Consider the following 17,119-nt stretch of genomic DNA (forward strand, 5'->3'; position numbering starts at 1 on the left):
ATCGCTGTATCGCAGCTCGGACAGCATGAGTCGTCGTGGCGCTGCCGTGTAGTACCTGTCCCATAGTGCTTCCTTATCGATGGTCTTCAATGTGATACCATCACACCGTGGGACTATACACCTAGTCGTCCCTGATACGTCATATCCTCGTGTGGTCGAGGTTACCGGACTTGTTTTTACCCGCCCGCCGGTTAATAACGGCTGATAGGTTGTTTGGCGGATAGAGGGTCATCATGACGATACAGAGTGGACGTAACTTCCTGCACACTCCGGGACCGACGAATATTCCCGACCGCGTGCTCCGCGCGATGGTGCGTCCGGCCGTTGATCTAAATGACGCTGACTTCATGGCCATGGCCCTGAGTTGTTTTGGCGACCTCCAGAAGGTCTTCGAGACCGAGAGCAACGTTTATATCTATTCCGCCAACGGGCACGGAGCCTGGGAAGCGGCCTTGGTAAATGTGCTCTCGGCCGGCGATTGCGTATTGGTGCCGGAGACCGGCCACTTCTCCTTTAACTGGTCGGTTATGGCGGAATCACTCGGTCTGGAGGTCGATTACGTCGAGACGGACTGGCGGCGGGCAATCGACCCCGACATGATCGCGCAGCGGCTTCGCGCCGACAGCGGGCACCGTATCAAGGCGGTTCTGATGGTGCATACCGATACCGCGACGTCGGTGACCAGCAGTATTCCCGCCATCCGCAAAGCGCTTAACGATACGGGGCATCCGGCGCTGCTGCTGGTCGATACCATCGCCGCTCTGGCGACGGTCCCCTTCAAGTTCGATGAATGGGGCATCGACGTCGCTGTTGCGGCCTCTCAGAAGGGGCTTATGCAGCCCCCCGGCCTGGCCTTCAATGCCGTGAGCCAGAAGGCGCTGCAGATGTCAGAGAAAGCGACACTGCCGCGCAACTACTGGGATTGGCGCCGCCGGCACGGTCGGGAGTTTTACTCGCACTTTTGCGGAACGGCCCCGGTGCATCAGCTTTTCGCCCTGCGTGAGGCCCTCGATATGGTGCATGAAGAGGGGATGGAGGCCATTATTGCCCGCCATCAGAGTCTTGCCGGCGCGGTGCGCAGTGCGGTCGAGGTTTGGTGCGAGGGCGGCGCGCTCTCGTTCAACGTGACAGCCGCAGAGGAGCGGGCGAATTCAGTCACGACCATCCTGGTTGACGAAGCCTACAATGCAACAGCACTGCGAGAAACCTGCTCGTCTCGGTTCAATGTGTCGCTGGGCGCCGGTTATGGCCGCTTACAGGGACGGGCTTTTCGGATCGGCCACATGGGGTATCTCAACGAACCCATGATCCTGGGCGCGATCGCCAGCGTTGAGACCTGTTTGGCTGTCTGCGGAATCCCGCACGGCGCCGGCGGCACCCAGGCTGCTATTGCATCGCTATCTGAAAGCGGGAGTTAAGCCGGCAGGGGGCCGGTCCGCCTGCTCACTTGGGGGCGAAGGCGCCGGCCTTGACTTTGCGTGCCAGGAGCTGGGTCAGTTTCTTTACGTCGCCGCTGTTGTTCTTGAGGAACGACGCATATTCCGACTGATAGGTGATCCGCAGGCTGATGCCCTCGGCCTTCACATCGGACACCATGAAGGCGCCGCCTTTTTCGCGGATGCGCCACAAAACGGTCGCATCGGATCCGGTTGGCTGGCCGACGCGCGAGACAACGGTGCTGAATTCCGGTCGCTTGGCATCCGCGCGAACCGCTTCGACATTGAAGGTCTGGGTCGCGTAGTCATCAAAGAGCGGGAGGAACCGTTGAACCAGGACGTCTTCAAAGACCGACAGAAAGGCTTTCCGGTCTTCGTCGGAGGTCCTGCGCCAGTATCTGCCGATCACAAACTTGCCGATATCCTCGACTTCGAAGTTGCCGTTCAAGAGTGTCCGGAAGCGTTCTTCCTTGAGCGCTTCATCCCCGTTGGCCGCCGTGAGCTGCTGAACCGCGTTATCCTTGAGTTCAGTGACAAAGGTACCGGCGTCACCCGCCGCCGCTGTCCGAACGGGCATGTGCAAAACGAAGGCGCTCAGAGCAATGGCGGCACTGATACCTGATATGATTTGACGTTTCGAAAACAGCATCGGCTTATTCACTCAAGGGGACGCTGCGCGGGACGAGCAAGCCGAGTTGCTCGTTTTCGCGCGGCAGAGAGGTCAGGCCCGGACGAAGGAAATCGTCCTCTTCGACGCCGTTGGTGATTTCACTCTCACGGCGTTGGCGATAGAGCGAGCGGACTCTTGCGTAATAATCGATCGAGTCGCGCTTGATATCCTCGACCAGTTCAATGTTCCGGGAGCGCGTATCCACGCTGGAGAGTGCACGGCGGCCGATTGCGGCTTCCGAGGATAGAATGTAGGTCAGCGGATCCAGAAGGCTGTCCACAACCAAGCCGGCGCCATCGCGAACGTTGGACGGCCCAAGGAAGGGAAGAACCAGATAGAAGCCTTCACCGGTTCCGTAGGTCGCGAGGGTCTGGCCAAAGTCTTCGTCGTGATACTCGTATCCCATATCGTCGGCGACATCGAATAAACCCGCCAAACCGATGGTGGTATTGACGAAGAAGCGGGTCGTGGTGGACTCCGCCCGTTCCCACTCGCCTTGCAGCAAATCGTTTGCCAGGATCACAGGAGACGAGATGTTGCGCATGAAATTGCGGACCGAATCCCGGACTTCCTCCGGCAGCACAAAGCGATAGAGCGCCGAGGCCGGCTGAAACAGGGTCACGTCGACGGCATCGTTGAACGCGAAGACGAAGCGGTTCAGCAATTCGATGGGGTCATTGTCGGAGACTTCCGACGCGCCAGCCGATCCATCGGCCTGCGCCCACTGATCATCAGGGCCCTGGGACGTACTGGCACACCCAGAGACCATCAGCACAATGGCCAATGCTCTCAGCGCCTTGCCCGAAACGTGAGAGAAGAACAGTCCAAACAACTGTGAAATCACGATATACCGCCCTAACTTCAAATCCATACAGCAGAAGCAACAGCCTCTCTTTGCCCGGGTGCATGATGATCCGGACAGTTTTACGATTAGTTTACAGGTCGGCGACAAATCGCGGGATTAGCGCAAAAAATTTCCGACTCCACCAATCTGAGGTCGTTCTTCTTTCGTTTGCTTGTGAAAAACTGCGTATCACACCGAGCCGTGAAACGCTAGTGGTGACAAAATCTCGACTGGCGTCAATTTGCGCTATTGTTGCATTTATGCAGCAGTCTCTAACAAAAAATTAACCAGGATTTCCGCCAGCCGCCAGTTCATGTTTCAGGAGACGTTTATAAAGCGGCACCATGACGATCGGCAGCATATACATGGGCAACTGAGCGATCGCGAAGTACAGGAGCACGTCCGCGTCTCGCTCGGCGGGCAAGGCCGCAAGCATCAGCCCCATATTGCAGTTGCCGCTCAACAATCCAATGCTCAACGCCTTGCGCAACCCAAGCCAGGAAAACGCGGCAATACCAAGCAATTGCAGGACAGGATTGGCTATGAAGGCGGCAACTGTCCAAAGCGCTACGGTTTTTGGGCGCTCAAAAATGGCATCTGTCACGCCGGCCATAATGGCGATTGCGAAGATCAGCATGATCGTGACGACAATCCCGTCCAGCAGCTGAGCGCGTGACGCCAGATCCGCGGGCGTCACGAAACGGCGCACAATCAGGGCGCCGACAAAGGCGATAATCACGACCAGCCCGAGTCGCAGCATAAAATCGCCAAGGCCGATGTCCAGCTGGATGCCCAGAAGCTGCAGGGCCAGAGGGGGGACCGTGAGGGGTGTCAAAAGGGTTGCCAACAATGCGCCGACCACGACCAAAGCGCCATCCAGTTTCAAAATCATGGCGATCGAGGCGGAGCCGAGGATGGGCGGTGCAGCCGCCATCAGGATGATCGCGGCATTCAGGGATTGCGGGGCTGGAATCGCTTTCAGCAGGAACCAGGTCACGATCGGGCAGAACAGCAGCAGCCAAACAATTAAAGCTGCGGCAATGCCGGGTCGACGGATATAGCCGCTCATTGCCGTCCAATCGACGCGCAGGAGAGCTGCAAACAACAGCATCACAACAGAGGGGGCCAGTAAGGGGCGGAAGAGATCTGCCAGGCCCGGCAGCGCAAGACCAATAAAGACGCCGACAAACAGAAACTGTGTCGCATGGCGCCCCATAGCTGTGAGGAGCCACACCATTACGTCTCGACCATAGATGCAATTCCCGACGGATGAAGGAGGCAGACGCTAACCGCTTTGTTGCTGTTAGCCAATGGACTATCTTGCCTCGAATCCATGCTGAGGGCGCGGCTCAACCCAGTCGAGCCGCATGTATCCGCCTCGATCGGGGAGCGCTACAGCTGATTCAGGAGTGGGAAATTGGGAGAGTTACGGATGGAAATTGAGGCGCCTTTCGATCAGCACCGCACCGAGGTGCTGCCGGAATGGATCGATGTAAACGGTCATATGAACGTTGCTTACTATGTTTTGGCCTTTGACCACGCGACGGACCTCTTCTTCGACTACATCGGCCTGGACGACGCTTATCGTGAGCAAACCGGGGGGTCGACCTTTGCCGTGGAATCTTACGTCACCTACCAGCGTGAGGTGATGCTGGGCGATCCGCTGCGCATAACGACGCAGTTACTTGCATACGATCCAAAGCGGCTTCATTTTTTCCATCAGATGTACCACGCAAGGGAGGGCTATCTTGCCGCAACGTCTGAGTGGCTGAATCTGCACATCGACCTTAATATCCGGCGCGTCGCACCCATGCCTGAGCCGATTCAGCGGAGACTTGCGGCAATTTGGGCAAAACATGAGACGCTGGATATTCCCAAGGAAGCCGGGCGGTCGGTTCGCGGGATCGACAGGCCGGAGTAAAGCGTTCGTTTGCACGGTAATAGACGACTGAAGTTGCGTTTTTTTACTTTTGCCATTGCCGATCCGGCGAAGATGTCCAAATCTATGCAGATGAAATCCAATCCAATGCTGAAGCTGGCGGTTTTTTCCTGCCTGTTTTTCACCCCCGCAATCGCGCAAGCCGCGTGCACAGACCCCCCGGAACCGGGTGTCGACTGGCGCCGCTGTCTGTTCAACGGGGATAGTCTGAACGGCGTCGACCTTCAGGAATCCCGCCTCAGGGACGCGAGTTTTTTCCGCGCCGAGCTCATCGAGAGCAATCTGACGGGGGCTGACGCCTTCCGCGCGAAGTTCGTGAATGCCGTTATGACCGGCGTCCGGTTCGAATCGGCCAAGCTCTCAGAAGCCGACTTTACCAAGGCGGATCTGAGCAACGCCTCCTTCGTCGGCAGCGATATGAGGCGGGCAAAACTAAATCGTTCAAATCTGCGCGGGGCAGATCTGACGAACGCAAGGCTTCAGGGCGCGGATCTGACACGCGCAGATCTTTCGGGCGCCACCTGGACCTCGGGGACCAAGATCTGCGCTGAGGGCTCGATCGGCCGCTGCAACTAGAGCGTTTCACATTTTCCTTGAAACGTAGCGCGTCAAAATTTGCGTTCGAGATCAGCAGTTTGCTGATCGAGAGGCAGCGAATTTTGGGTCTATCTCAATGTGAATTTCTCAAACGATTTTTGATGCCTCGGCAGGACTGATTAAAAGCCAGAGGCTCGACGATCACATCAACTTCTCAAGCCTCGGAGGCCAAGTTCTCCAGGGCTTGGCCCTTGATGCGGTAGGGCAGCCACTCCTCGTTATGCTGAAAGCCCAGCTTTTGATAAAAGCCGCGGGCAGGATTCCAGTCGAGGACCGAGAGCTCCAGGCGGGCACAGTCACGCTCAAGGGCCAGCTGCGCGAGCGCGCGGATGAGCCCACGGCCGGCGCCAAGTTCTCGGGCGTCTTCCAAAACAAAAAGATCCTCCAGATAGAGACCCGTGCGGCCTTCAAAGGTCGAGTAGCTGTGAAAGAAAAGCGCGAAGCCAACCGCTTTTCCCGCATGCTCTGCAATCAGGCACTCAAAACGCGGCTGAGCTCCGAATCCATCCCTTAGCAGATCTGCCTCCGTGGCTTTGACCTGATCGCCGAGATCTTCGAATGCCGCCAGACCTTTGATGAGCCGAAGGATCGTCGGGACATCGTCCGCGGTTGCCAGTCTTACAGATGATTCGGGCATTGTTTTTGTCCTGTGATGAATTGGTTCGTTCGTGTCTGGCCAGATTCGGTAGTGCGGGTTGGTGCCGCAAATTAGCTCAGAACCTGTCCCGGCTCACGCATTTCGCATTCGATCCGAGATAATATTTACCTCGTCGACAGAGCTTTCGCCTGGCGAGCAAATTTTCGTGTCAGGGCAACAGGGCCTTAACGTGCCTCCCATTATGGTTTATACGGCGTTGGAGCAAGGACAGCCCTATGGCCGAAGTAGAGCCGAAGAAAATCTCCATTGGAACGACTGTCAGTTCTCTGAAAAAGTTTGGCAGGAACGATCAGGTCATCCTTTCCGTGCTGGCGCTGATAATCGGCGTTGCCGCCGGTCTGGCGGAAACGGTTTTCCGGAGTGCCATCGCCCTGGTGCAGGAACTTGGTTATGGGTTTTCAAGTGAGAAAGTTGCCAGCCTCGCTGCCGAGCTGCCCTGGTGGCAGTTGCTTCTGGTGCCTACGGTTGGTGGCCTGCTGATCGGTTGTTTTATTCACTTTTTCATGCCGGACCGCCGCCCTCAGGGGGTCGCCCAGGTTATCGAGTCCTCTGCATTGCATGGGGGGCGGATGTCGCTGACTCTGGGGATCAAGGCCGCCGTGGTCAGCGCGGCTTCAATCGGTGTCGGCGCGTCGGTCGGACGTGAAGGCCCGATCGTCCATCTCGGCGCAAGCCTCGGGGCATGGGTCTCGAAGCGCCTGCATCTTGGGCGATCTCTCTCGCGCACATTGCTGGGCTGCGGCGTTGCCGCGGCGGTTGCCGCGTCCTTCAATGCACCCATCGCGGGGACCTTTTTTGCCCTGGAAGTGGTGGTCGGGCATTACGCGATTTCGGCTTTCGCGCCAATTGTCATCGCCTCGGTGGCCGGCACGATCGTCAGCCGAATACAGTATGGCGATTTTCCTGCGTTTATTCTGCCCGATACCTGGACCATCGTGTCCTTCTGGGAGTTTCCGGCCTTCGCCTTGCTGGGGGTGGTTTCCGCGCTGGCGGCGGTCCTCTTCATGCGCTCGGTGATGTTCACGGAAGACGTCGTCGAGCGGATTGGTATTCCCCCCTGGGCTCAGCCGGCCGCAGGCGGTCTCGTCGTCGGGGTCATTGCTCTCGGCTTTCCGCAGGTGCTCGGCGTCGGTTACGAAGCGACCGACGCGGCTCTGTCGGCGAGATATGAACTCTGGCTTTTGATTGCGCTTGTAGTGACCAAGACGGCGGCGACGGCGGTTTCGCTCGGCTGCCGGTTTGGCGGCGGTGTTTTCTCGCCCTCGCTGTTTATCGGCGCCATGATAGGCGGGGCTTTCGGTATCATCGCGACCTCGGCTTTTCCGGAGCTCTCGTCCGGACATGGGGCCTATACCATGATCGGGATGGGGGCGGTCGCAGGCGCGGTCCTCGGCGCGCCGATTTCCACGATCCTGATGATTTTTGAGCTGACCAACGACTACACTCTGACGATCGGGGTGATGGTTGCAACGGCTGTTGCCAGCATCATCACACACCAGACCTTTGGCCGGTCTTTCTTCGCCTGGCAGCTTGAACGGCGCGGCGTCGTCATCAAAGGGGGGCAGGAGCTCGGCCTGTTGCGGTCGATCAAGGTGGGAAGCGTGCTCGACGGCACCTACGAGACCGTCAATCCGGAAACAGATCTTCAGACCGTGCGCGTACGTCTTCAGGAGGCGCCTTGGGGGGAGCTTTTCGTGGTTGATGAAAAAGGCGCGCTGGTTGGCACCATCACCTTTTCGGACCTGCATGAAGCGGCTTTTGATACCTGCCATGATGCCGAGTGGACTGCGATCAACGTGGCACGCGAGCATCCTGTGGTTCTCAAGCGGGACGACGACCTCGAGACCGCGGTCAAGGTTTACGGTTCGACGGGTGAAGTGCATGTGCCGATTGTCGAGGACGGCACCTCCATGATCATGTGCGGCGTTGCGCATGAACATGAGGTCATGTTGGCCTACCACAGGGCTTTGGACCAGGCCCGGGCCGAAGAGCGCGGCGAAGCGTAAGTGCCTTTTGGACTGTACTAATCCTCCAGGAGATATCCACCGCTGCGGCCTTCGAGCGGTTCCGTGCCGACGATCTTTGCGATGGACTCGTTTGCAGACACGTATTTGTGGCTTTTGCGCGAGAGCAGAAGGCCGTCGGTTCCGGCCGGGATTGCCTGCCGGCCTTCCAGAGGATTCTCCGCGGTAGGATCGATCAGCCAGGCCACGACATCGCTTTTCTTGAGCTTATCGCCCGGCGCTGCCTCGTAAGACAACAAGCCGGCCGCAGGCGTGCGAACGACCTCGGTTGCCGCAAGCTCCGTCGCTTCACAGAGCGGTTCGGGTATGGCCGGTTGAGGGGCCTCCACAAGAATGAAACCCCGATGACGCAGGAAGTTGGCGAGTGCCGCTGCATCCTGACGGCCAAGCTCATCCGACACGTCGGCGCGGCCGCGCAGCTCAATAGTGACCGCCAGGCAGGCGGGATCGATCGGATGTTTCGGAAAGCGTTTTGCCAGCCGGACCCAGGGCGTCGAAAAAGCTTCGTCGAAAGACGCCCCGCCCGAATCTTCCGCCGTCAATGCGGCTCGGCAGCCGAGCTCGGCGACCAGATCACGGGCGTCGGGCCAGTGTTGCGGCAGCAGGAAGATATGCATCAGAGAGTCGTCGTCGCAATGCAGATCAAGCACGAAGTCTGCGTCGGCGGCTTCGCGCGCCAGGGCAAAGCGCAGGCTCTCCATGGTGTCCCGAGGCTCATGATCGTTGAGAGCCTGCCGGAAGAGGGTTCGTATTTTCGCTGTGTTCTCTTCAGCGTCCCCGGTCAGCTCGCATTCCAGCCGCTCCAACGCCTCTTCTCCCACGAGCGAGAGTAAATCCGGCCAGCTGCGATTGAAGTTGCCCTCGCCGTTCAGGGCATAGCGGCCGAGCTGAATCTGATTGACGATCTGCCCAAGCCCGATGGGATTGGCATAGGGAACCAGGACGATTTCACCGCGCAGCCTGCCGGCATGATCGGCCTCGTCCAGCATCGGTATGAGATGGTGCAGAACCATCATCCCCGGGGTTTCGTCGGCATGCAGCGATGCCTGCAGGTAGATCTTGGGTCCCTTTCCTGCTGTTCCGAAGCGATGCAGCATGAGTTCCTGGCGGGTTCCGGGCGCGGTGCCTTTGAGCGCGATCCGCTCGATCTTTCTTGCCATCTTTACCTGTATCCAAACTCGGTTACACAAAGCGCGCTCCTGGGGGGCTCCCGAAGCGCGTTGCCAGAAAGGTAGCGCGTCTCACCTCATGTTGTCGAAGTCCTAAAGACATTATTCTCGTCACATCTGCTTTTGGGGCTGAGGTCTCGGAAGGGCTGGGGTATAAACGGCGGATCATGATTGAAACCGACTCCGCATCCGCCCCTTCGGCGACAGCTCTTGCCGATCCAAACCCCCGCTATCCCTATCTGGATGGTCTCAACGAGGCGCAGCGGGAAGCCGTTGAGACGCTCGAGGGCGCCGTGCTCATGCTCGCAGGCGCAGGCACGGGTAAAACCCGAGCACTCACAACGCGTTTGGCGCACCTGCTGAACACCGGGACAGCCTTCCCGGGCCAGATCCTGGCCGTGACCTTCACAAACCGGGCGGCACAGGAGATGAAGGAGCGGGTGGCGGCGCTGGTCGGGCAGCCGGTCGATGCCTGGTGGCTGGGCACTTTCCACTCGATTGCCGCCAAGATGCTGCGGATCAATGCCGAGCGGGTCGGGTTGCAGCCCAATTTCTCGATCCTCGACACCGACGACCAGTTACGCCTGATCAAGCAACTGCTGCAGGCGGCGGGCATCGATGACAAGAAATCACCCGCGCGGACCGTCCTGGCGGTCATTCAACGCTGGAAGGATCGAGGGCTTCTGCCGGATAAGGTTTCCGGCGGCGAGGCCGGCGATCTGGCCAACGGGCGGCTCGTTGAACTCTACAAGGACTATCAGGAGCGTCTGCGGACCCTCAATGCCTGCGATTTCGGCGATTTGCTGCTGCATTGCCTGACCCTTTTCCAAAACCATCCCGATGTGCTGGCGGGCTATCACCAGCGGTTCAAGTTCATCCTGGTCGACGAGTATCAGGATACCAACGTTGCGCAGTACCTCTGGCTGCGGCTTTTGGCGCAGGGGCATAAAAACCTCTGCTGCGTCGGCGACGACGACCAGTCGATCTATGGCTGGCGTGGTGCCGAGGTCGGGAATATTTTAAAGTTCGAACAGGATTTTCCGGGCGCAAAGGTGATCCGGCTTGAGCGTAACTACCGCTCGACGGGGAACATCCTGGGGGCGGCGTCGAGCCTGATCGCGCACAACGAAGGCCGGCTCGGCAAGACCCTCTGGACCGATGATGACGACGGAGAGTTGCTGCGGGTACGCGGTCTTTGGGACGGTGAGGCTGAAGCCCGTTTCGTTGGTGAGGAAATCGAGGACGCGCAGCGGCGCGGCCAAAACCTCAGTCAGATCGCGATTCTGGTCCGCACCGGCGCGCAAACCCGCGAGTTTGAGGAACGCTTTATTACGCTCGGGCTGCCTTACAGGGTGATCGGCGGTCCGCGCTTTTACGAGCGCATGGAAATCAGAGACGCCCTGGCGTATCTGAAACTGCTGATCGTCCCGGAGCACGACCTGGCGTTCGAGCGTATCGTCAATACACCCAAGCGCGGTCTGGGTGACGCGACGCTGCGGGTTCTGCACGAAATCGGCCGTCACAATGAGATCCCCCTGAGCAAAGCTGCGCGTATGGTGGTCGGCACCGATGAGCTGCGCCCGGCGGCGCGCCGGTCTCTGGGCAATCTCCTGAGCGACTTCGAGCGCTGGCGGGTGATGCTGGACGACCTGCCCCATCATGAGGTGGCGGAAATCGTCCTGGACGAGTCGGGTTACACGCAGCTCTGGATGAACGACAAGTCACCGGAAGCCCCCGGTCGGCTCGAGAACCTGAAGGAACTGGTCAACGCGATTGCCGAGTTCGAAAATCTGCCTGCCTTTTTGGAGCATGTCGGCCTGGTCATGGAGGCGCTGGGCAGCGACAGCCATGAAATGGTCAGCATCATGACCCTGCATGCGGCCAAGGGTCTGGAGTTCGATACGGTCTTTTTGCCGGGGTGGGAGGAAGGCCTCTTTCCAAACCAGCGGGCTTTGGATGAATCCGGTCTGCGGGCGCTTGAGGAGGAGCGGCGGCTTGCCTATGTCGGCCTGACCCGGGCGCGCCAGCGAGTGATTATCAGCTTCGCGGCAAACCGCCGGATGCACGGTTCCTGGGCGTCCGCCATTCCCTCCCGCTTTGTCGAGGAACTGCCCGACGAGCGCGTCGAACGCGAGAGCGATGTCGGCGTTTACGGTGGCGGGCAGCAGATGCAGAGCGGCTATGGCGGCGGCTTCAGTGAGAATTGGGGGCAGAAGTCTCTCAGCCCCGGGATGATGCGGGCCCAGTCCTTCCGCTCTTCGTCGGCCACCACGCGCACTCCCGGAAAGGCGTCTTCAGCAGCTTCCTCCGGGGGCGCGAAGTTTGCCCGGGGCGAGCGGGTTTTTCATCAGAAGTTCGGATACGGCACAATCGCGGCAGTCGAGGGAGACCGCCTGAGTATAACCTTCGATGTCGCCGGGGAGAAAAAAGTGATTGCGAGTTTTATCGTGCCTGCGGATCAGGCGGGTTGATCCGATGGTCGTGACACAATCCAGAGGCTCGAACGCCGCCTGGTGCCTTTCCTTTCCCGTGGACGCCGGAGCCTTACCGCTCTTCGAGACGATTTTCGAGGTTCTGGACGGGGCCATGGTGACCGGTGCGCCGGATCACGTTGGTGCGATGACACTGGAGATTTACCTTGCCGAGCCGCCGTCCGGCGAACGGGTCAAGGAACTGCTCACGACAGCCTCCGAAATCGCCGAAGTACCGCTGCCGGATTACAGCCTGGCGCAGTTGCCGGATGTCGACTGGGTCGCCGAGAGCCAAAAAGCCCTGCCGCCGATCTCGGCGGGACGGTTTTTCGTCTACGGCTCTCACGTCACCGAACGGCCGCCTTTCGGCAGTATTCCTTTGTTGGTCGAGGCCAATGTCGCCTTCGGCACAGGGCGTCACGAGAGCACCTTTGGCTGCCTGCTTGCGCTGACCCAACTGGCGCAACGCCGCCGCTTTCACAATGCGCTCGATATGGGATGCGGATCCGGGATCCTGGCCATGGCCATGGCACACCTCTGGCGCTGCCCGGTTCTGGCGGTCGACAATGATGCGGATTCCGTTCGGGTTGCCGGCGAGAATGCGCGGGAAAACCGGGTTGCGGAGTGGATCGAGCCCCATTGCGGCGATGGTTACAAGAGCCAATTGGTTGCGCGCCGCGGTCCTTTCGATCTGATTGTCGCGAACATTCTCGCAGAGCCGCTTTGTGCGATGGCGACGGACCTGAAGCGCAGTCTCGCGCCCGGCGGCTACGTCATTCTTGCGGGATTGCTGACTCGCCAGCAGCGCCAGGTCGTCGCGCGGCACCGGGGGCAGGGGCTGCGTCTGGTTCAGCGCCTTCATTTCGGCGAATGGACCACGCTGGTTCTACAGGGATAAACACCGACGCGCCTGTAAGTGCCGCAGCTGGTGATACTCTAAGTGACTGACCGACAAAAAAAAGAAACGGCGGTTTCCGAATGGAAGACCGCCGTGTCAGTTGGGAGTGTAGTCTGTACAGATCTGCGAGTCGTGAAGGCGCTTAAGCGGCGCGGTGCGAAGTCCGGTTGCTGTTGGCTGCTGCCTTCGGTGCGACCGACCCTACCGACTTCACCAGCTCAATGTCGCCGGCTACCAGCGGGTTGTGGGCTGTGGCAGGGTGGTCGACGCTGCCGGCCGACAGGTTGTCACGGGAAACCAGCTGCTTGACGACCGTGGGGATCATGGTGCGCTCGATGCCGATGTCCGCGAGAAGACGGTCATCCAGTTGCTGCAGGTTGGCCAGCGTGCGCCGGCGAAGCATCGCAACGCGAAGCGGGTTGACCAGCGCAGTCTTTACAACTCGGCCAAAGACGGCAAGTCCCGTGGCGCGCAAACACCAGTTGCTGGTCTTTGCAGCGAGCTTGCGGGCGGCTTCGCTCTGGCGGCGGCGGGTGTCAACCATCATCCATTCGAGGTCGTGCGGCTGGTTCGCAGCATCGAACTCCTTGGACGCATTTACATAGGGCATCTTTTGTTCTCCGTTTAATTTGTCTTGGACGGACGTCTGTGCAGATCTGTTTCCGTCGTTTGATGTAAAACAACTTATGCTCTTTTATATTTCTGAACAGAGAATTTATTGCAGCGCAGCATTGCATTTCAAACATGGCAAAAATTGGCTCAAAATATAGGGTTTTTTAACCTGCGGGCGGCTGGTTTGGTTAACGGCTTTGTTTTGGAGCAGGCTTGTCAAGCTATGGCCCGACGCTTAGCTTTTAAGGATCAGTTCATTCGATAACGAGGTCGTCGTGTCAGCATCCTCTATGGCGTCGCCCGCCGAAGCCACCGGCTCTTTAGCTCCCGAAGCCTCCAAAACCGGCGCTGGCGGCGGCGATCACCTTGCATCCTTGCGGGCCGAACTGGCCCGCCGCGACCTCCACGGCTTCATCGTGCCCCGCGCCGACGAGCACCAGGGAGAGTATGTCCCCGCAAGAGCTGAGCGCCTGTCCTGGCTGACGGGCTTCACCGGATCCGCCGGTGCTGCGGCTGTTCTGCCGGAAAAGGCTGCCGTCTTTGTTGACGGACGCTATACGGTTCAGGTGCGCGAAGAGATCGATCTCGCTCAGTTCGAGCCGCGTCATGTGACCGAGGAGCCGCTCTCGGCCTGGCTCAAAGAGAACCTTTCCGAGGGGCAGCGCATCGGGTTTGATCCCTGGCTCCATACGGACAGCCAGGTCCAGCAACTCCGCAAGGCCGTTGGCGCGGCACAGGGTGAACTGGTTGCCTGTGAGACGAACCCGCTGGACGCCGCCTGGCCGGACCAGCCGGAAGCCCCGCTGGCGCCGGTGATCCTGCAGGATCTGGACTTTGCCGGAAAGGCCTCCTTCGAGAAGCGGGCCGAGATTGCGGCGAAGCTGAAAGAAGCCGATTGTCACGCGACAGTCCTCACGCTGCCTGATTCGATTGCCTGGCTCTTAAACGTTCGCGGCGGCGATGTTCCCTGCACGCCCCTGCCGCTGTCGTTTCTGATTCTCGGGGATGACGGTGTGGCAAGCTGGTTTGTGGACGAGCGTAAACTCTCCGATGCCGTGCGCGAGGAGCTGGGCAATGGCATCGAGGTCCGGGACCCTTCTGGGCTGGCAGATGCACTCGATGCCTTGGGAGCACGCAAGGCCAAAGTGATGGTGGATCCGGCCTCGGCCCCTGTGTGGGTGTTCGAGCGTCTGGAAGCGGCCGGGGGCGAGATCTTCAAGGCGGCTGATCCTTGCCAGCTGCCGAAAGCGCAAAAGAATGCGGTCGAGCTGCAGGGGACCCGGAACGCCCATTTGCGCGACGGCGCCGCCCTGACAAGGTTTCTCTCCTGGCTGGATCGGGAAGCACCGGCGCAAATCACCGCGGGAGAACTGAGCGAACTCGATCTGGTCAGGAAGCTCCTGTCGTTCCGCGAAGGCGATTCGCGGTTTCGCGATTCTTCCTTCGAGACCATTTCGGCATCGGGACCGAACGGCGCGCTGTGCCACTATCGGGTCAGTTCGGAGAACGACCGGAGGCTCGGGACGGGAGAACTCTACCTGGTAGACTCCGGCGCTCAGTATCTGGATGGCACGACCGATGTCACCCGAACGATCGCAATCGGAGAACCCTCTGCGGAAATGCGGGATCGCTACACGCGCGTCTTGAAGGGACACATTGCGCTGGCGCTGGCGCGTTTTCCAAAGGGCACCAATGGCGGACAGTTGGATAGCCTGGCCCGCTATTCGCTCTGGCAGGCGGGTTTGGACTATGACCACGGCACGGGACACGGCGTCGGCAGTTATCTGAGCGTTCATGAGGGCCCGCAGAGAATTGCCAAGGCGGGTTCCACCGTGGCTTTGCTGCCGGGTATGATCCTCTCCAACGAGCCTGGGTACTATAAGGCCGGAGAATACGGCATCCGGATCGAGAATCTGGTGACCGTCGTCGAGCAGGGCCTGCAACCGGGCGAGGATCGGGCCATGCTGGCGTTTGAGACGCTGACCCTGGCGCCGATCGACACCAGCCTGGTCGAGCGGTCGCTCATGACCGACATCGAGGTTGCCTGGCTGGATGCCTATCACCTGCGGGTCCGCGAAGCTTTGCTCGGGCAGCTTGAGGGCGAGGATGCCGCCTGGCTGCGGAAAGCAACACAGCCTCTGGCGTCTTAGCGCCAGAGGCTGTGTTTGACGTGAATTCTCAAGGCCGTTCAGCCGAGGGTTCTACTTGCGTTCGGTGAAGAGCGCATTCATGTAGGCGTGCTGCACGTCGTTGATGTGTCGCGTGATATCGGCGAGATCCTGACCGATCCGCTCAGCCATTTGCAGGTTCTCATCGATGAAGAGGTCCGTCGGCTCCGCCCAGCGCTGAATCATGTGGATCAGGGCGCGGTAGGCTGCGCGTTCATGAGGCTGGCTGCCGCGGCCAAGCTCCTGGATCCGGTTCAGGATGAATTCCAGGCTGTCCTGGGCCTTCAGCATCTTGGTCTTGCCCAGACCGGCCAGGCGGGCTTTGTGCGTCGGCTTGGAAGCCCGGCGCGACGTCATCCGCATAATCTTGGCCTGCTGCGCAACCACCACGGGCTTGCTGTTCCGCTGCGACGAATGGAAAGGACGTGCGACGGCGGCCGCAATCTTTTCATTCTGCGTCGACGTGGCCTGAGGCGCCTCGGAATCGTTCGAAGGCTCTACGCCAGTTGGTATCGCGGCGCCCTTGGGTACCAGCAATGAACTGGTGAGGCTTGCTGCTTTCATGTTCATGTTCCTCCCGCCCCCTTAATGCGTGCCGACGTTGAAGGTTGGTTTTTCAACCGCCGGCGACACAGCCGACGAAGAAGGCATGATCGTCTTGCGATCACTCTCTACGAGACGGCTGTCGAGGTATTGCCATAACTTCTCGATTTCGTTTGCCGAGCGCGTCGCCTTGGAAATCTCCATGACAGTACGTCCGTCAATCATGCTGGCCGCGAAATCCGCCCGATGATGGATCATTACGGGGGCGACCGTGCCGTGTTGGGACAAGGCGCAGGCGGCTTCCGATGTCATCCGCGCGCGGGGTGTGGCGGCGTTAATGACAAAAACCAGCGGTTTGCCCATGTTCTCGACCAATTCGACCGTCGCACCGGCTGCCCGAAGATCATGGGGGCTGGGGCGGGTCGGGATCACAATCAGGTCGGCGACGTCAACCACATCGGCAATCGTATCGGTGATCGCCGGTGGCGTGTCGATGACCAGGAGCTTGATGCCGGCCTCGCGCATGCGCTCGATGTCGCCGGCAAGACGAGATACGTAGGTGCTCACAAAGACAGGCGTGTCGTCCTCGCGTTCGTTCCACCAGTCGGCCAGACTGCCCTGCGGATCGGTGTCGACCAGCGCCACCGGACCGCAGCCCATCCTCTGGGCCTGTACGGCTATGTGCCCCGAAAGGGTGGTTTTACCCGAACCGCCCTTCTGAGAGGAAACCGCCAACACTCGCATTCGTCTCTCGCTCCTTTTTCAAGCGGTCCAGCCTGGTGCCGATGATCCAGCAGGATCGAAAGCGGTATTTGTTCCGTATCCGATCCATTGTTCCGCAAGTTATGCGCTCGCTTTCGGACTGTTACCTTTGCGGATAACGGTTCTAAGCCTTTCTGCGCCTTTAACTTCCGCAAACAACCTAGGCAAGAGACATTAATAAGGCGTTACTCGAGTATATAATGCAAGTATTTTAAGTATAAAGATCGATAAGGTTTAATAATTAAATAAATTATATTTCCGATAAAATTAAAATACAATGCTCTATATGTTGGAAGTCGGCAATTTGAAAGACATTTGATGCGTGAGA

General features: G+C 59.2%; 15 protein-coding genes. 7 read left to right on the forward strand and 8 right to left on the reverse strand.

The genetic code is table 11. From position 1 onward, the window contains the following. The first annotated feature begins 233 nt into the window (after positions 1-233). Entirely contained in the window at positions 234-1,418 is a 1,185-nt protein-coding gene (locus FKG95_RS27185) for a pyridoxal-phosphate-dependent aminotransferase family protein (protein WP_142899616.1), read from the forward strand. Between the two features lie 25 nt (positions 1,419-1,443). On the opposite strand, the gene FKG95_RS27190 is transcribed toward FKG95_RS27185, so the two are convergent. From FKG95_RS27190 to FKG95_RS27200, 3 genes are all read right to left on the reverse strand, one after another. Then, complete coding sequence (locus tag FKG95_RS27190) at positions 1,444-2,085, reverse strand: MlaC/ttg2D family ABC transporter substrate-binding protein (RefSeq protein WP_142899617.1); 642 nt, start codon at positions 2,083-2,085, stop codon at positions 1,444-1,446. Between the two features lie 4 nt (positions 2,086-2,089). Then, a complete protein-coding gene (locus tag FKG95_RS27195; protein WP_246116918.1) occupies positions 2,090-2,950 on the reverse strand; it encodes an MlaA family lipoprotein in 861 nt (286 codons plus the stop codon). A 283-nt stretch (positions 2,951-3,233) separates the two neighbouring features. Beyond that, positions 3,234-4,187 (reverse strand): hypothetical protein, encoded by a 954-nt coding sequence (locus FKG95_RS27200; RefSeq protein WP_142899618.1) that lies wholly within the window; start codon positions 4,185-4,187, stop codon positions 3,234-3,236. Between the two features lie 195 nt (positions 4,188-4,382). Between FKG95_RS27200 and FKG95_RS27205 the strand changes: the two genes are divergently transcribed. Together FKG95_RS27205 and FKG95_RS27210 are read left to right on the forward strand one after the other, a co-directional pair. Further along, positions 4,383-4,871 (forward strand): thioesterase family protein, encoded by a 489-nt coding sequence (locus FKG95_RS27205; RefSeq protein WP_142899619.1) that lies wholly within the window; start codon positions 4,383-4,385, stop codon positions 4,869-4,871. A 90-nt stretch (positions 4,872-4,961) separates the two neighbouring features. Next, positions 4,962-5,465: a pentapeptide repeat-containing protein gene (locus FKG95_RS27210; RefSeq protein WP_246116919.1), complete on the forward strand. Its 504-nt coding sequence runs from the start codon at positions 4,962-4,964 to the stop codon at positions 5,463-5,465. A gap of 175 nt (positions 5,466-5,640) precedes the next feature. Here the strand turns inward: FKG95_RS27210 and FKG95_RS27215 are convergent, their stop codons facing one another. Further along, positions 5,641-6,123: a GNAT family N-acetyltransferase gene (locus FKG95_RS27215; RefSeq protein WP_142899621.1), complete on the reverse strand. Its 483-nt coding sequence runs from the start codon at positions 6,121-6,123 to the stop codon at positions 5,641-5,643. 236 nt (positions 6,124-6,359) lie between these two features. Here FKG95_RS27215 and FKG95_RS27220 point away from each other — a divergent pair, with 236 nt between their 5' ends. Beyond that, positions 6,360-8,150 carry a chloride channel protein gene (locus FKG95_RS27220; RefSeq protein WP_142899622.1) on the forward strand — a complete coding sequence of 597 codons (1,791 nt, stop codon included), beginning with the start codon at positions 6,360-6,362 and terminating at the stop codon, positions 8,148-8,150. 17 nt (positions 8,151-8,167) lie between these two features. Here the strand turns inward: FKG95_RS27220 and FKG95_RS27225 are convergent, their stop codons facing one another. Further along, a complete protein-coding gene (locus FKG95_RS27225; protein WP_142899623.1) occupies positions 8,168-9,328 on the reverse strand; it encodes a succinylglutamate desuccinylase/aspartoacylase family protein in 1,161 nt (386 codons plus the stop codon). Between the two features lie 176 nt (positions 9,329-9,504). Between FKG95_RS27225 and FKG95_RS27230 the strand changes: the two genes are divergently transcribed. Both FKG95_RS27230 and FKG95_RS27235 read left to right on the forward strand, forming a co-directional pair. After that, on the forward strand, positions 9,505-11,808 hold the full coding sequence (locus FKG95_RS27230; RefSeq protein WP_142899624.1) for an ATP-dependent helicase: 2,304 nt from the start codon (positions 9,505-9,507) through the stop codon (positions 11,806-11,808). Between the two features lie 10 nt (positions 11,809-11,818). Further along, positions 11,819-12,706 (forward strand): 50S ribosomal protein L11 methyltransferase, encoded by an 888-nt coding sequence (locus FKG95_RS27235; protein WP_179954305.1) that lies wholly within the window; start codon positions 11,819-11,821, stop codon positions 12,704-12,706. Positions 12,707-12,848: 142 nt separating this feature from the next. On the opposite strand, the gene FKG95_RS27240 is transcribed toward FKG95_RS27235, so the two are convergent. Further along, a complete protein-coding gene (locus FKG95_RS27240; protein WP_142899626.1) occupies positions 12,849-13,316 on the reverse strand; it encodes a DUF1127 domain-containing protein in 468 nt (155 codons plus the stop codon). Between the two features lie 277 nt (positions 13,317-13,593). Here FKG95_RS27240 and FKG95_RS27245 point away from each other — a divergent pair, with 277 nt between their 5' ends. Continuing rightward, positions 13,594-15,468: an aminopeptidase P family protein gene (locus FKG95_RS27245; RefSeq protein WP_246116920.1), complete on the forward strand. Its 1,875-nt coding sequence runs from the start codon at positions 13,594-13,596 to the stop codon at positions 15,466-15,468. 51 nt (positions 15,469-15,519) lie between these two features. On the opposite strand, the gene FKG95_RS27250 is transcribed toward FKG95_RS27245, so the two are convergent. Both FKG95_RS27250 and FKG95_RS27255 read right to left on the reverse strand, forming a co-directional pair. Further along, on the reverse strand, positions 15,520-16,050 hold the full coding sequence (locus tag FKG95_RS27250) for a hypothetical protein (RefSeq protein WP_142899627.1): 531 nt from the start codon (positions 16,048-16,050) through the stop codon (positions 15,520-15,522). Between the two features lie 21 nt (positions 16,051-16,071). Further along, complete coding sequence (locus tag FKG95_RS27255; RefSeq protein WP_142899628.1) at positions 16,072-16,773, reverse strand: nucleotide-binding protein; 702 nt, start codon at positions 16,771-16,773, stop codon at positions 16,072-16,074. Positions 16,774-17,119 lie beyond the last annotated feature (346 nt).

The organism is Denitrobaculum tricleocarpae (genome assembly GCF_007004665.1).
Classification (GTDB): Bacteria; Pseudomonadota; Alphaproteobacteria; order Kiloniellales; family Kiloniellaceae; genus Denitrobaculum; species Denitrobaculum tricleocarpae.

Coding starts and splice junctions, on each gene's coding strand:
- FKG95_RS27250 (WP_142899627.1), bottom strand. CDS start 16,050: ATGAAAGCAGCAAGCCTCACCAGTTCATTGCTGGTACCCAAGGGCGCC.
- FKG95_RS27185 (WP_142899616.1), top strand. CDS start 234: ATGACGATACAGAGTGGACGTAACTTCCTGCACACTCCGGGACCGACG.
- FKG95_RS27205 (WP_142899619.1), top strand. CDS start 4,383: ATGGAAATTGAGGCGCCTTTCGATCAGCACCGCACCGAGGTGCTGCCG.
- FKG95_RS27210 (WP_246116919.1), top strand. CDS start 4,962: ATGAAATCCAATCCAATGCTGAAGCTGGCGGTTTTTTCCTGCCTGTTT.
- FKG95_RS27220 (WP_142899622.1), top strand. CDS start 6,360: ATGGCCGAAGTAGAGCCGAAGAAAATCTCCATTGGAACGACTGTCAGT.
- FKG95_RS27190 (WP_142899617.1), bottom strand. CDS start 2,085: ATGCTGTTTTCGAAACGTCAAATCATATCAGGTATCAGTGCCGCCATT.
- FKG95_RS27240 (WP_142899626.1), bottom strand. CDS start 13,316: ATGCCCTATGTAAATGCGTCCAAGGAGTTCGATGCTGCGAACCAGCCG.
- FKG95_RS27255 (WP_142899628.1), bottom strand. CDS start 16,773: ATGCGAGTGTTGGCGGTTTCCTCTCAGAAGGGCGGTTCGGGTAAAACC.
- FKG95_RS27200 (WP_142899618.1), bottom strand. CDS start 4,187: ATGGTGTGGCTCCTCACAGCTATGGGGCGCCATGCGACACAGTTTCTG.
- FKG95_RS27215 (WP_142899621.1), bottom strand. CDS start 6,123: ATGCCCGAATCATCTGTAAGACTGGCAACCGCGGACGATGTCCCGACG.
- FKG95_RS27225 (WP_142899623.1), bottom strand. CDS start 9,328: ATGGCAAGAAAGATCGAGCGGATCGCGCTCAAAGGCACCGCGCCCGGA.
- FKG95_RS27230 (WP_142899624.1), top strand. CDS start 9,505: ATGATTGAAACCGACTCCGCATCCGCCCCTTCGGCGACAGCTCTTGCC.